Origin of the sequence: Streptomyces gelaticus (assembly GCF_014649535.1) — a bacterium.
Lineage (GTDB): Bacteria > Actinomycetota > Actinomycetes > Streptomycetales > Streptomycetaceae > Streptomyces > Streptomyces gelaticus.
This window is the reverse complement of record NZ_BMTF01000003.1, coordinates 244563-258799: the sequence shown is the minus strand read 5'-3', so window position 1 is coordinate 258799 and position 14237 is coordinate 244563. Positions and strand designations below refer to the sequence as shown.

Below are 14237 nucleotides of genomic sequence, written 5' to 3'. Positions count from 1 at the left end.
CACCGGACGCGAAGTCTCACAACACGGCGGTTACCCCTCGGTAGAGATGACGTTTGCGCCCTCGCGGTACACGATGGTGATGGCGCACTTGCATACATCCCGGGGGCATGTTTCTCCCTCGATCAGGCCCCGTAGAGCACCACCGAACAGCGAAGGAACAGCGTGGCTTCCGGATCCGATCGCAACCCGATCATCATTGGCGGCCTGCCGAGCCAGGTCCCGGACTTCGATCCCGAAGAGACCCAGGAATGGCTCGACTCGCTCGATGCCGCGGTCGACGAGCGAGGCCGTGAGCGGGCCCGTTATCTGATGCTCCGGCTCATCGAGCGTGCGCGCGAGAAGCGCGTGGCCGTGCCGGAGATGCGCAGCACGGACTACGTGAACACGATCGCCACGAAGGACGAGCCGTTCTTCCCCGGCGACGAGGAGATCGAGCGCAAGGTCCTCAACGCGACCCGCTGGAACGCGGCCGTGATGGTGTCGCGTGCCCAGCGTCCGGGGATCGGCGTCGGCGGCCACATCGCCACCTTCGCCTCCTCGGCCTCGCTGTACGACGTGGGCTTCAACCACTTCTTCCGCGGCAAGGACGACGGCCTGGGCGGCGACCAGATCTTCTTCCAGGGGCACGCGTCCCCGGGCATCTACGCCCGCGCCTACCTGCTCGACCGGCTGAGCGAGGCGCAGCTCGACGCCTTCCGCCAGGAGAAGTCGAAGGCGCCCAACGGTCTGTCCAGCTACCCGCACCCGCGGCTGATGCCGGACTTCTGGGAGTTCCCGACCGTCTCGATGGGCCTCGGCCCGCTCGGCGCGATCTACCAGGCCCGGATGAACCGCTACATGGAGGCGCGCGGCATCGCCGACACCTCCCAGTCGCATGTGTGGGCGTATCTGGGCGACGGCGAGATGGACGAGCCCGAGTCGCTCGGCCAGCTCTCCATCGCCGCCCGTGAGGGCCTGGACAACCTCACCTTCGTGGTCAACTGCAACCTCCAGCGGCTCGACGGCCCGGTGCGCGGCAACGGCAAGATCATCCAGGAGCTGGAGTCGCAGTTCCGCGGCGCCGGGTGGAACGTCATCAAGCTGGTCTGGGACCGCTCCTGGGACCCGCTGCTGGCGCAGGACCGCACGGGCATCCTGGTCAACAAGCTCAACACCACGCCGGACGGCCAGTTCCAGACGTACGCCACCGAGTCGGGCGCGTACATCCGTGAGCACTTCTTCGGGGACGACCCGCGGCTGCGCGACATGGTCAAGGACATGACCGACGACCAGATCCTGCACCTGGGCCGCGGCGGTCACGACCACAGGAAGGTCTACGCGGCCTACGCGGCGGCCAAGGCCCACAAGGGCCAGCCGACGGTGATCCTGGCGCAGACGGTCAAGGGCTGGACCCTGGGGCCGAATTTCGAGGGCCGCAACGCGACCCACCAGATGAAGAAGCTCACGGTCGAGGACCTCAAGCGGTTCCGCGACCGGCTGCACATCCCGATCACGGACAAGCAGCTGGAGGACGGCCTGCCGCCGTACTACCACCCGGGCCGTGACTCGGAGGAGATCCAGTACATGCACGACCGCCGCAAGGGTCTGGGCGGTTACGTCCCGACCCGGGTGGTGCGTGCCAAGCCGCTGGTCCTGCCCGAGGACAAGACGTACGCGACCGCGAAGAAGGGTTCGGGTCAGCAGTCGATCGCCTCCACCATGGCGTTCGTCCGCATCCTGAAGGACCTGATGCGGGACAAGGAGATCGGCAAGCGTTTCGTGCTGATCGCACCCGACGAGTACCGCACCTTCGGTATGGACGCCTTCTTCCCGAGCGCGAAGATCTACAACCCGCTGGGCCAGCAGTACGAGGCGGTGGACCGCGATCTGCTGCTCGCGTACAAGGAGTCGCCGACCGGTCAGATGCTGCACGACGGCATCTCGGAGGCCGGCTGCACTGCCTCGCTGATCGCCGCCGGTTCGGCGTACGCCACGCACGGCGAGCCGCTGATCCCGGTGTACGTCTTCTACTCGATGTTCGGTTTCCAGCGCACCGGTGACCAGTTCTGGCAGATGGCCGACCAGCTCGCGCGCGGATTCGTGCTGGGTGCGACCGCCGGCCGTACGACGCTGACCGGCGAGGGTCTCCAGCACGCGGACGGCCACTCGCAGCTGCTCGCCTCGACCAACCCGGGCTGTGTCGCCTACGACCCGGCGTTCGGGTACGAGATCGCGCACATCGTCAAGGACGGTCTGCGGCGGATGTACGGCGAGAACAGTGAGGATGTCTTCTACTACCTCACGGTCTACAACGAGCCGATCCAGCACCCGGCCGAGCCCGAGAACGTGGACGTCGAGGGCATCCTCAAGGGCGTCTACCGCTTCAGGGCCGCCGACCGGGGCGAGATCCCGGCCCAGATCCTGGCGTCCGGTGTGGCGGTCCCGTGGGCGGTCGAGGCGCAGCGCATCCTCGCCGACGAGTGGAACGTCCGGGCGGACGTCTGGTCGGCGACCTCCTGGAACGAGCTGCGCCGCGAGGCCGTGGACGTGGAGCGGTACAACCTGCTCCACCCGGAGGAGGAGCAGCGCGTCCCGTACGTCACGCGGAAGCTCTCCGGCTCCGAGGGTCCGTTCGTGGCGGTCTCGGACTGGATGCGTTCGGTGCCGGACCAGATCGCGCGCTGGGTGCCCGGCACGTACCAGTCGCTGGGTGCGGACGGCTTCGGCTTCGCCGACACCCGCGGCGCGGCCCGCCGGTTCTTCCACATCGACGCGCAGTCGATCGTCCTCGCGGTGCTCACCGAGCTCGCGAAGGAGAACCGGATCGACCGTTCGCTGCTGAAGCAGGCCATCGACCGGTACGAACTGCTGGACGTGACGGCGGCCGACCCGGGCGCGGCCGGCGGCGACGCGTAGGGAGTACGTACGAAGGGCGGCGGGGCCAGGAGGTCCCGCCGCCCTTCGGCGTCCGCGGCCGGTGCTCCGGTCTCCGGTCTCCGGTCAGTTCTCCCAGATCTTGAAGGCCCTGACCTGGTAGGGGGACCGGGGCACCCAGGTGCCGCCGCCCGGGTACGTCTCGAACTCACCGGTCTCGGCGCATTCCGCCGACTGGTACGTGGTGACGGGGCGGCCGGTGCGGTTGGCGAGCGCCTGGACCCTGCTGCCCTTCGGCAGCGGGACGCAGCTCTCGATGTCGGTCGTGGACAGCTCATGGGTCCGGCGGGTGCCGGTGAAGTCCGGCGCGTCCCAGAGGCAGAGCTGACCGGCGGCGCAGGACCCGAGCCCGACGGGCGCGGAGTGGGCGGCGGTCTGCGGGGTCAGGGCGGTGGCTGCCAGTGCGGCGGCGGCCAGGGCGGTGGCAAGAACGGTCGTACGCATGGAAATCGTCCCCCGTGCTGGTGCGGATCAGTTGCACACACCCTGACCTGCGCGGCAATGCCCGGGGAAGGGGCCTGGGGCCACACCATCCGGATAGGCGACAGCCCCGCCGGAACGGTCCGGCGGGGCTGTTGTACGCACGGTGTTGACGCGTGGGCGCGGAGCCCCGGGCCGTCGTGGCGGCCGGTCAGATGTGACCGGCGCCCGCGCCCGCTTGGGCGTTCGCACCGCGCTTGGTGAGCGTGGCGACCAGCGCGGCGACCACCGCGACGACGCCGGCCACCATGAACGCCGTGCTCATCCCTGACACGAAGGTGTCATGGGCGACGCCCGCGATCTTCCCCGCGATCTCCGGCGGGACGTTCCCGTCGACCGGCGGGATGCCGACCTCGACGGCCGAGGACGCCTGGTCCAGCTGCTCCGGGCTGAGCGGCGGGAGCTGTGCCGCCGTCCAGTTGCCGGCCAGCTTGGAGTCGACCTGGGACGCCATGACGGCGCCGAGCACCGCCGTGCCGAGACTGCCGCCGACCTGCATGGCGGACTGCTGGAGGCCGCCCGCGACGCCGGAGAGCTCCATCGGGGCGTTGCCGACGATGACCTCGGTGGCGCCGACCATCACCGGGGCGAGGCCGAGGCCGAGCAGGCCGAACCAGATCGACATGGTCAGGGTGCCGGTGCCGGTCTCCAGCTGGGACATGCCGAACATGGCGACGGACGTGCACACCATGCCGCCGACCAGCGGGACCCGCGGGCCGAACTTGGTGATCATGGCGCCCGCGAGCGGCGAGGCGACGATCATCATGCCGGTCAGCGGCAGCAGGTGCAGGCCGCTGTCGACGGGGCTCAGGCCGTGCACGTTCTGGAGGTAGAAGGTGACGAAGAACAGGCCGCCCATGAACGCGAACGCCATGAGCACCATCAGGACCACGCCCGCGGACAGCGGAACGGAGCGGAACATCGCGAGCGGGATCAGCGGTTCCCTGACGTTCTTCTGGGAGAGCGCGAAGACCACGAACAGGGCCACGGCGGCGCCCAGGAAGCCGAGCGTCTTGTAGTCGCCCCAGCCCCACTCGGAGCCCTTGATGAGCGCCCAGATCAGGCAGAACATCGCCTGCGACAGCAGCACGATGCCGCCGATGTCGAAGGAGCGCGGCGCGTTCTCGGCGCGGTGGTCCTTGAGGATCACCAGGCCCAGCACCAGCGCGATCACACCGACCGGCACATTGATGAAGAAGACGGACTGCCAGTTGACGTGCTCGACGAGCACGCCGCCGAGGATCGGACCACCCGCGGTCGAGGCGCCGATCACCATGCCCCAGATGCCGATCGCCATGTTCAGCTTCTCGGCCGGGAAGGTGGCGCGCAGCAGGCCGAGCGCGGCGGGCATCAGCAGGGCGCCGAAGAGGCCCTGGAGCACCCGGAACACGATCACCAGGGCGACGCTGTCGGACAGGCCGATGGCGCCGGATGCCGCGGCGAAGCCCACGACACCGATGAGGAAGGTCTGGCGGTGACCGAACCGGTCACCGAGTTTGCCCGCGGTGATCAGGGAGACCGCGAGGGCGAGCATGTAGCCGTTGGTGATCCACTGGACGTCTGCGAGCGAGGCGTTCAGATCCTGCTGGATGGCGGGGTTGGCGATCGCGACGATCGTGCCGTCGAGCGCGACCATCATCACGCCGATGGCCACGGAGAAGAGCGTCAGCCAGGGGTGGCCGCGCAGCCCCTTGGCAGGTGCGGGAGCGGCGGCTTCCTGCGGCTCCCGCGACGCCTTGTCGACGGTGGTCTGACTAGTCATGCCCGGGAGATTAGTGTCAGCCTCTGACAGTTGACAAACCAATTCACAAGTCGGTAACTGTCACGTAGCTCACAGGTACGCTGAGCTGGGCAGAGCAGGAGAGAGAAGGCCAGTCAAGTGACCGATGGGCAGCGCGCCGCGCATCCGACCGGACTGCGCGAACGGAAGAAGCGACGCACCCGGGACGCCCTGCTGCACGCCGCCTTCGATCTTTTCACCACCCAGGGGTACGAGAAGACGACGGTCGACGAGATCGTCGACGCCGTGGAGGTCTCCCAGCGCACCTTCTTCCGCTACTTCGCCTCCAAGGAGGAGGCCGCCTTCGCCATCCAGGAGGCGATGGAGTCGTACTTCCTCGCGCAGCTGCGCCGGCGCCCCGCCGACGAGGCCCCGTTCGACGCGATGCGCAACGCGGTCCTCTGCGCCTGGAACAGCATCGGCGAGGTGATCGAGGAGATCGCCACGGTCGAACTCCACCTGCGCATGTACCGGATGATCGAGTCGACACCCTCACTGCTCGCCGCCCATCTGCGCCGGTGCAGCGATCTGGAGAACCAGATCGCGCTGCTGATCGCCGGGCGCGAGGGGCTCGACGTGGACGAGGACCCGCGGCCGCGGGTCGCCGTGGCCGCGTTCAGCGGGGTGATGCGGGTGACCGGTCAGCTCTGGGGGCGGGGCCGGGACGGCGACGTGGATTCACTGCGTGTCCTGACCGAGGCGTACCTGGACCAGCTCGGACCGGCGCTGGCCGGCAACTGGCGGACGGGCACCGGGCCGGTGTGACGGCAAGGCCGGTGTGACGGCCCGGCGGCCGGCGTGACCACAGGGGCGGCGCGGCGACGGGACTCCCCGTCCGGTGTGCCGCACGCCTCACCGCCGAGACATGACCGACTTCACAACAGCCGCTCCCCTGCGGCCAGATGTGGCGCTCCGGAGGCGCTCCGCGCACCTGAGCGTGCGTGTGACAACCACACAGCGTGAAAAGCACGCATCCGAATTCCCCGCAGCAGAGTGATGTGTGTCACCCTCTTCACGGCTGTCGTCGCGCGTCTCCTAATGTGGGCCGGAGTGACTTCCTTCGACTCCTCCCCCACGCTCACCGCATGGCGCGCTCTGCTCGCCGTCGCGGTCGTGTTCGTGATGCTGGCGACCACTGGCTGGACCGCCGTACGTCACCAACCCTCCGACGAGCCACGCACGATCGCACTCGCCGCCTGGGCGCGGGGCCGGGTGGCGGGTCATGCGCTGCCGGACGCCGATGCGCCGCCGTACCGGCTGGCCCGGTTCTTCGCCACGCTCACGGCCGCGCAGCGCACCGCGCTGGCCGACAAGTACCCCTTGGTCGTGGGCAACTTGAACGGCGCCCCGGTCACCCTGCGCTACCGCGCCAATCGGCGGGCCGTCGCGCAGGCGCGGCAGGTCGAGCGGCGGCGCATGCACGATGTGCGGCTCTCCCCCGACGGCCGCGCCGAGGCGGTCCGCCGGATGCAGCGCTTCGCCTCGATGCTCGCCGGGGACCGCCACTTCCTCGCCTTCGACCCGTCCGGGAAGGGCCGCGCCGCCGAGGTGTTCGGCAACCTCGACCGGGCAGACCGGATCTCGGTGATCGTCCCCGGCGTCGACACCACTCTGCTGACCCTGGAGCGGTCCGCGCCCAAGGTGAACGCCGCTCCGGTCGGCATGGCGAAGTCGCTGTACGCGGCGGAGCGCGCCGCGCGCCCCGGCATCCGTACCGCCGTCATCGCCTGGGCCGACTACACCACGCCCGCCGGGATCGGCATGGACGCGGCCCTGGGCAACCTCGCCGAACGCGGGGCGGTGCGGCTGAACGCACTGGTGGGCGCGTTGCCCGGCCGGGCCCCGGTCTCGCTGTTCTGCCACAGCTACGGCTCGGTGCTCTGCGGGGTCGCCGCACATGAACTGCCCACCAGGGTCGGCGACATCGCGGTGGCCGGCAGCCCCGGCATGCGGGTGGAGAACGCCGCGCAGTTGCGGACCGGGGCCAGGGTGTGGGCGATGCGCGATCGCGGCGACTGGATCGAGGACGTACCGAACCTGGAGCTCGGCGGGCTGGGCCACGGCGCCGACCCGGTCGACCCGGGCTTCGGTGCGCGCATCGTCTCGGCGGGCGGCGCGGTCGGGCACAGCGGCTATTTCGAGCCGGGTACCGAAAGTCTCGGCAACTTCGCCGCCATCGGCGTGGGCGCCTACGGATCGGTGAGCTGCGCGGTCTCCGACAGCGGCTGCCGAGAACAAATCGCCGGAAGCCAGGCCGTCTGACCGGCGCGCGGGCCCTGGCCGACCATCCACCAAGCTCTGCGCCGAGGGGGGACGTATGAGGCAAGTGCCGCATACGATGAGGCACATGGGTGATGTGCTGGCCGGAATTCATGCCACCTGGGAGTTCGACACCGACTCCGTGCTCATCCGCTTCGAACGGGGAATCCGCACGCCGAAGCTCTTCCAGAGCCTTCGTGAACGACGCGTCCCGCACGCGGCGCTGTCGTCGGTGACGCTGACCCCGGGCAAGCGGGGCACGGTGGTCCTGCGCGCCGTGCCGAGACGCGGCGCCGATCCCCTGGTCGAGGCCGCTGCCGGGCAGCTGAAGGACGGCTGCGATCCGTACCGGCTGGTGCTCCCCGCCGAGCGCGAGACGCTGGCCGAGTACTACGCGGACGAACTGCGCGCCCGGCTCGGCCCCGAGGCGTCCGAGCCCGCCGACCGGTTCCTGGTCGCGGCGCCCGAGGCGCCGATGCAGTTCAAGGCGTACGACGGCCGGGCCGGCTTCGACGGGGACCGGGTCTCCTTCCGCTGGTTCTGGACGGGCGCCTCCACGGCGAAGTGGAAGGCCGGCGACCAGACGTTCCCGGTGACGGAGCTGAGCGGCGTCGAGTGGCGCTCGCCGGAGGGGTTCGAGGGCTATCTGAGGCTGGTGCCCCGGGGCCTGGAGAGCGCGGTCCCCGGGCCGGATCCTGCCCCGGGCGGCGGTGCCGGCCCGGACGCGGAGCCGGGCACGGGTCTCGGCGCCGGCCACCCGGTCCAGTGCCCGCAGCCGGTGGCACCCCGCCCCACCCGGGCCGATCAGGACCCGGCCGCGGTGGTCTTCGGTCTCGGCTACGGCCCGGTGCACGAGTCGCTGCCGTTCGCCGCGGCCGTCCTGGAATCGGTGCGCAGGCACCATTCCTCGGCCGCCGCACCCGCGGCCGTCCTGGCGGGCGCCGGGCGGCGCGACCCCGCGGACATCGCGGAGCGGATCCGGCACCTCGGGGAGCTGCACCGGGCCGGTCTGGTGACGGACGACGAGTTCAGCGCCAAGAAGGCCCAACTGCTCGCGGAGTTGTAGGGCTTCGCGGCGTGCCGGCCCGACCGGCAGGTAGTACCCCCGTACGAGAAACCCGGTGACGAACCGGGACCCGGGTATGACGCCACCGGGCCGGTCCGCTCCCTAGGCTGAGGCGGCCATGACCACTTCCCCGACCGGGGCGCCGCCGCGCCCGCAGCCCGCCGCCGACGGCCTGCTGAGCGCCGCCCGCCGCAATCTGCGCGAGATCGCCCACGACCTCTCGCATCCGTCCCATCCCCCGGTCCCGCCGCTCGCGGACGCGCCCAAACGGTGGCGGAGGCTGCTGCCGTACGTGGTCGTGTTCGCCCTCGGGGCGATCTTCGTCCCGGTCACGCTCAATGTGCTGACCAACGAATACGGGTTGGCCGAGGGACTGGCGGGCCTGCTGACCGTCGCCCAGACGGCGCCGCTGCTGATGCTGGCGCACCGCCCGTTGCAGGCCTGGTGGATCATCTTCCCCGCGGACATCCTGGGGGCGCTGGTACTGCTGGAGTACCCGGACCCGCCGCAGGGCATCTGGCCGTGGCCCCCGCCCACGCTGATCTGCTACCTCTTCGTGATGCTGGCGGTGGCGCTGCGCGAGACCCGGCGGACCGTGGTCTCCGTCTGGGCGCTGACCGCCGTGGCGAGCCTGGTCCTGCACCTGGGCGGCACGGACCGCAGCAACGGCACCTCCGCGCTGCTCCCGGCGTTCGGCGCGGTGCTCATGGTGATCGGCGCGGTGATCCGGGAACGGGGCGACGCACAGCGCCGGCTCGCCGAGCAGGAGACCATCAGCGAGGCCGAGCGGGCGCAGCGCACGCTGCTGGAGGAGCGCGCCAGAATCGCCCGTGAGCTGCACGACGTGGTCGCGCACCACATGTCCGTGATCACGGTCCAGGCCGACTCCGCGCCCTACCGGATCAGCGACCTGCCCGAGCAGGCCCGTGAGGAGTTCGGGGCGATAGCGGCGAGCGCGCGGGAGTCGCTGACGGAGATGCGGCGGCTGCTCACGGTGTTGCGCAGCGACGGCACGGAGGGCGAGCGGGCACCGCAGCCGGGCCTCGACCGGGTGCAGCAGCTGGTGGAGGCGACGGTGCGGGCGGGGCTGCCGGCCGAGCTGTCGCTCCCGGCCCGGCTGCCCGACGTACCGCAGGCGGTGGATGTGTCGGCGTACCGGATCGTGCAGGAGGCGCTGGCCAATGCGATCCGGCACGCGCCCGGTGCGCGGACCCGGGTGTCCATCACGTCCGAGGGCGCGCATCTGACCGTCCTGGTGGTCAACGACCGTGCGGAGCGCCCCGGTTCGCCGCTGGAGACGACCGGGACGGGGCACGGCCTGGTCGGTATGCGTGAACGCGTACGGTTGACCGGCGGCACGCTGGACACCGGACCGCTGCCCGACGGCGGCTTCCGGGTGGCCGCACGGCTGCCCCTGACCCCTGTCACGCCCGAGGCTTCGGAGGACTCTTGACCATCCGCGTGATCATCGTCGACGACCAGGCCATGGTGCGGGCGGGGTTCGCGGCGCTGCTCTCGGCGCAGAGCGACATCGACGTGGTCGGTGAGGCACCGGACGGGCGCCGGGGCATCGACGTCAGCCGGAGCGTCCATCCGGACGTGGTCCTGATGGACGTCCGGATGCCCGAGATGGACGGTCTGGCGGCGGCCCGCGAGCTGCTGAACCCTCCGGCGGGAGTGGTGCACCGGCCGAAGGTCCTGATGCTCACCACGTTCGACGTGGACGACTACGTGTACGAGGCGCTGCGCGCCGGGGCGTCCGGCTTCCTGCTGAAGGACGCACCGCCCGCCGACCTGATCTCGGCGGTGCGGGTGGTCGCGGCGGGCGAGGCGCTGCTCGCACCGTCCGTGACCCGCCGTCTGATCGCGGACTTCGCCCGGCAGGGCCCGACCGGGGCCACCCGCAGCGGCCAGTCGCTGCGGCTGAACGGGCTGACTCCGCGCGAGACGGAGGTGCTCGAACTGATCGCGCGGGGCCTGTCCAACCAGGAGATCGCGGGGAAGCTGGTGCTGGCCGAGCAGACGGTGAAGACGCACATCGGCCGGGTGCTGGCCAAGCTGGACCTGCGGGACCGGGCGCAGGCGGTGATCTTCGCGTACGAGGCGGGGGTGGTGGTGCCGGGCGAGGGGTGAGGCTCTGCTCTCACTTCAGATCCGCGAGGTCCACGGCGTGGAGGCGGCGCTGCTCCGGGCCCCGGTCGTCCGGGTTCCCGGGGTCCGGCAGCCGGTCGGCGCACAGGGCGTAGGCGGTGTCCCCGACGCATCGGACGCTCAGCAACTCCTTGTCCGGCAATGAGCACACCGGGCCGCGCGCCCCGGTCTTCGCGTCCACGCGCACCAGGTGCGTGCCGTGCTTCTCGTTGACCAGGAGGACGAGTTGCTTCCCGGGCTGCGCTCCGCCGCGGATGCCGCCGAGGTTCGCACTCAGGTCCTTGTGGCGCCACCGCTCCTTCCCGGTGCGTATGTCCACGGCCAGCGTGCCGCTGGACTTCTTGTCCGCCGCGATCTCGTACATCACCACCGTGTCCCCGATGACGAGGGGTTCCCCGGTGCCCGGGACGGACCACAGCTGCTTGCCGTCGACGGCCGACCATGCGCGCACGTTTCCCCGGGTGCCCAGGACGAGCTTGTGTTCGGGAATGACCTGGGCCCTGTCCCCGTCCTTGTGCGTGTGGAGGGCCTGGCCGTTGGTCGCGTCGACGGCGGTCAGGCTGCCGTTGTCGAGCCCGAAGAACAGACGACCGTCGGCCTCGCCGACATAGGAAGGGGGGTTCGTCCACTCCCCCTTCCCGTCCCATGTCCACAGCAGCCGCCCGTCGACCTCTCCGATCGCGACCCAGGCGCGCTCCTTGTCCCGGGCGAGCAGTATCCCGGGAGCTTTCCCCAGAGCCGTGACCATGCCCAGCTCGTCCGGCAGTTCGTGGCGCCAGCGCTCCTCGCCGGTGGCGTGGTGCAACGAGAAGACGTACCGGCCCAGGCCCACATAGACGCACTCGGGCACCAGGACCGGGAACGCCCCGCTGGTCACGTCGTCGTCGCCGAGCGGCGCGAAGGTCCACCGGGACGTCCCCGTGGCGGGGTCGAGGGCCCGGAGTTCGCCCCCGTTTCCCGCCGTGACGTACAGCGTGCTGTCGGACATCGGATACGTGTCGTCGACGTCCGACGCCGCGCGCCAGCGCTCTTCGCCGGTGCGCAGGTCGTAAGCCACCACCGGCTCGTCATTGCCGCCCACGAGGACCACCGGACCCGCCGGTTCGACCGTCGGCTGCCCGGTGATCGTCTTCTTCCAGCGCGGCTTGAGCGCCTTCGTCCGGGGTGAGCCGCCGTCCCCGTCGTTCCCTTCCCGCAGTGCCTTCGGGACGACCACGGCGGTCGTCGCCACAGCGACGACACCGAAGGCTCCGAGCAGCACGGTCCGCCGCTTCACCGGCTGCTTCCCCCGCTCGGGCCGCCGGGACGGGGCGGGCGGCGCGGCCGGGGGCACCGGAGGCCGCCCCGTCGTCTCCTCGGTCCCGAGGAGACGCATCACCGAGCCGAGGCGGGCCGCCGTCTCGCCCGCCGAAGCCGGCCGGTTCCCGGGGGACTTGGCGAGCAGCTCCACCACCAGCTGGTCCAGCTCGCCGGGCAGCCCGGGGCGGTGGGCGGAAGGCCGGTCGGGGGTCTCGGTGGCGTGCGCGACGACCTGTGCCAGGGCGTCCCGGTCCCCGAACGGCGTGGTTCCGGTGAGGAATTGGTACAGCAGGCAGCCCAGCGAGTACAGGTCGGAGGCCGGGCTGACCTCCTCGCCGTGCGCCTGCTCGGGGGACATCCACGGGGCACTGCCCAGCACGCCGCCGGCCCCGCTGAGCCGGTCGAGGCCGAGGTCGGGGTGGAACCAGGCGATGCCGAAGTCGAGCACGCGGACCGTGCCGTCGGGGGCGACCATCACGTTGGCCGGCTTGATGTCCCGGTGCACGATGCCCCGCTCGTGCGCGGCCTCCAGGGCGACGCACACCTGGCGGACCCAGTCCACGGCGCGTACCAGGGGCGGTGGCCCATCGGCGGCGAGCACACGGTCCAGCGGGCGCCCCGCGGCGAGGGCCATCACGATGTACAGGGTGTCGCCGTCGCGGCCGAAGTCGTGGACCGTGACCACATGCGGGCTCTCGGACAGCCCTGCCGCGGCCCGCGCCTCCCGCTCCAGACGCTCGGCCGCCTCATCGGTGACACCGGGCCCGGCCACGGTCTTCACCGCGACCTCGCGGTGCAGCACCAGGTCCTCCGCCCGCCACACCACCCCCATGCCTCCGGCACCGAGCCGCTCGACGAGCCGATAACGCCCGGACAGCACCCGCTCCGACACTGGCCCTCCCCCGTGCCACACGCGCCAACCGCATCAAGCTATCCCCCAACTCCCCTCTGCCCCAAGCAAACTCAAGCCATCGACGGTCTCCGGCCCCGCTGTCCGGACGAATGCGGGACCGTCCGCCCCGCAGTGGCCACTACGCCCTACCCCGGTATGACCTCGCACTTGGCCCCGTGGTGTGACGCCCCGGGGCCCGCTCTCTCCCTACCTTCCTCTCCGTCGCGCCGGTTGGCGCACAGGAGCCGGATCAGCCGGAACAGCCGGTTCAACCGGCGAGGGACCGTTTCAGCCGGTTCAGCCGGTTCAACCGGAGAGGGAGGACGACGGGATGCGCCGTTACGCGAGGACCCTGGTCGCGTTCGCACTGGCCACCACCGTGGTGGCGGGAACGGCCGGGTGGGCGACCGGAAACGCCCAGCAGGCCCTCACCGGGCCGCCCCCGGGCACCGGGGCCTGGCGCGCGGACCATGCGTCGGGGCGGGAGCTGCCCGACCCCGGACGGAGCACACCGGCCGAAGTGGCCCGCTTCTTCCGGGGGTTGACCGAGCCGCAGCAACAGGCCCTGGTCGTACGCCATCCGCTCGTCGTCGGCAATCTGGACGGTGTCCCCGTCGAACTGCGCTACCGGGCCAACGCCCGCTCCCTGCAAGCCAGTCACGATCCCCGGTACGCGCATCTCGGAAAGGCCCCGGGGCGGCAGATCCTCGCGTTCGACCCGCGCGGACGCGGCCAGGTCGCCGAGGTCTTCGGGGACCTGCGCACCGCACGCCATGTCGCAGTCGTGGTGCCGGGCTCTGACATCGACGCGGGGAACTTCGACCGTACGAACGACGTGTACGGCACCCCGGCCGGCATGGCGAAGGCGCTGTACGCCCGGACCGGGAGCGGCAGCGCGGTCATCGCCTGGGCCGGGTACACCACCCCCGTGGGCCTCGGTGTCGACGCCGTGACGGGCTCGCTCGCCGAGGCGGGGGCCGGCCGGCTGACCCGGCTCACGGACGGTCTCGCGGCCGACGGCGTGCCCGCGCCCGCCGTGTTCTGCCACAGCTACGGCTCCGTCGTGTGCGGGCTCGCCGCGCCCCGGCTGCGCGCCCGGGACCTGGTCGTCCTCGGCTCGCCCGGAATGCGCGCGGACGACGTCGCCGGTCTGCACACCCGTGCCCGGGTCTGGGCCGCGAAGGACGCCACGGACTGGATCGGCAAGGTGCCGAACGTCGAGGTGGCGGGGCTCGGCCACGGCCCCGACCCGGCCGCCCCGGAGTTCGGTGCGCGCCGCGTCCCGGCCGACGACGCCCGGGGCCACACGGGCTACTTCGCCCCGGGCACGGATTCGCTGCGCGCCTTCGCCGCGATCACCGAGGGGAAGGCGCGGTGAGCCCGGGGCGGCTGCCCCG

The 14237-nt window shown here is 71.3% G+C and carries 10 protein-coding genes; 7 read left to right on the top strand and 3 right to left on the bottom strand.

Annotated features, from left to right (window positions below; all coding sequences use genetic code 11):
* Nucleotides 1–162 precede the first annotated feature (162 nt).
* The gene (gene aceE / locus IE107_RS05995) at nt 163–2895 is read left to right on the top strand and encodes a pyruvate dehydrogenase (acetyl-transferring), homodimeric type (RefSeq protein WP_189541774.1); all 2733 of its coding nucleotides are present in this window, start codon (nt 163–165) and stop codon (nt 2893–2895) included.
* Nucleotides 2896–2979: 84 nt separating this feature from the next.
* Here the strand turns inward: aceE and IE107_RS05990 are convergent, their stop codons facing one another.
* Together IE107_RS05990 and IE107_RS05985 are read right to left on the bottom strand one after the other, a co-directional pair.
* Nucleotides 2980–3357: a peptidase inhibitor family I36 protein gene (locus IE107_RS05990; protein ID WP_189541772.1), complete on the bottom strand. Its 378-nt coding sequence runs from the start codon at nt 3355–3357 to the stop codon at nt 2980–2982.
* Nucleotides 3358–3544: 187 nt separating this feature from the next.
* Entirely contained in the window at nt 3545–5155 is a 1611-nt protein-coding gene (locus IE107_RS05985; RefSeq protein ID WP_189541770.1) for an MFS transporter, read from the bottom strand.
* Nucleotides 5156–5272: 117 nt separating this feature from the next.
* Between IE107_RS05985 and IE107_RS05980 the strand changes: the two genes are divergently transcribed.
* From IE107_RS05980 to IE107_RS05960, 5 genes are all read left to right on the top strand, one after another.
* On the top strand, nt 5273–5938 hold the full coding sequence (locus tag IE107_RS05980) for a TetR family transcriptional regulator (RefSeq protein ID WP_189541768.1): 666 nt from the start codon (nt 5273–5275) through the stop codon (nt 5936–5938).
* A 285-nt stretch (nt 5939–6223) separates the two neighbouring features.
* Nucleotides 6224–7435, top strand: a complete 1212-nt coding sequence (locus IE107_RS05975; protein ID WP_189541766.1) for an alpha/beta hydrolase — start codon at nt 6224–6226, stop codon at nt 7433–7435.
* 85 nt (nt 7436–7520) lie between these two features.
* Nucleotides 7521–8498 carry a DUF4429 domain-containing protein gene (locus IE107_RS05970; RefSeq protein WP_189541763.1) on the top strand — a complete coding sequence of 326 codons (978 nt, stop codon included), beginning with the start codon at nt 7521–7523 and terminating at the stop codon, nt 8496–8498.
* Nucleotides 8499–8616: 118 nt separating this feature from the next.
* Nucleotides 8617–9951, top strand: a complete 1335-nt coding sequence (locus IE107_RS05965; RefSeq protein ID WP_189541762.1) for a sensor histidine kinase — start codon at nt 8617–8619, stop codon at nt 9949–9951.
* Complete coding sequence (locus IE107_RS05960; RefSeq protein WP_189541760.1) at nt 9948–10631, top strand: response regulator; 684 nt, start codon at nt 9948–9950, stop codon at nt 10629–10631. Before IE107_RS05965 ends, IE107_RS05960 begins: the two co-directional genes overlap by 4 nt.
* Nucleotides 10632–10641: 10 nt before the next feature.
* Here IE107_RS05960 and IE107_RS05955 read toward each other — a convergent pair whose 3' ends face one another.
* A complete protein-coding gene (locus IE107_RS05955) occupies nt 10642–12840 on the bottom strand; it encodes a serine/threonine-protein kinase (RefSeq protein ID WP_189541758.1) in 2199 nt (732 codons plus the stop codon).
* A 331-nt stretch (nt 12841–13171) separates the two neighbouring features.
* Here IE107_RS05955 and IE107_RS05950 point away from each other — a divergent pair, with 331 nt between their 5' ends.
* Nucleotides 13172–14218 (top strand): alpha/beta hydrolase, encoded by a 1047-nt coding sequence (locus IE107_RS05950; RefSeq protein WP_189541756.1) that lies wholly within the window; start codon nt 13172–13174, stop codon nt 14216–14218.
* Nucleotides 14219–14237: the final 19 nt, after the last annotated feature.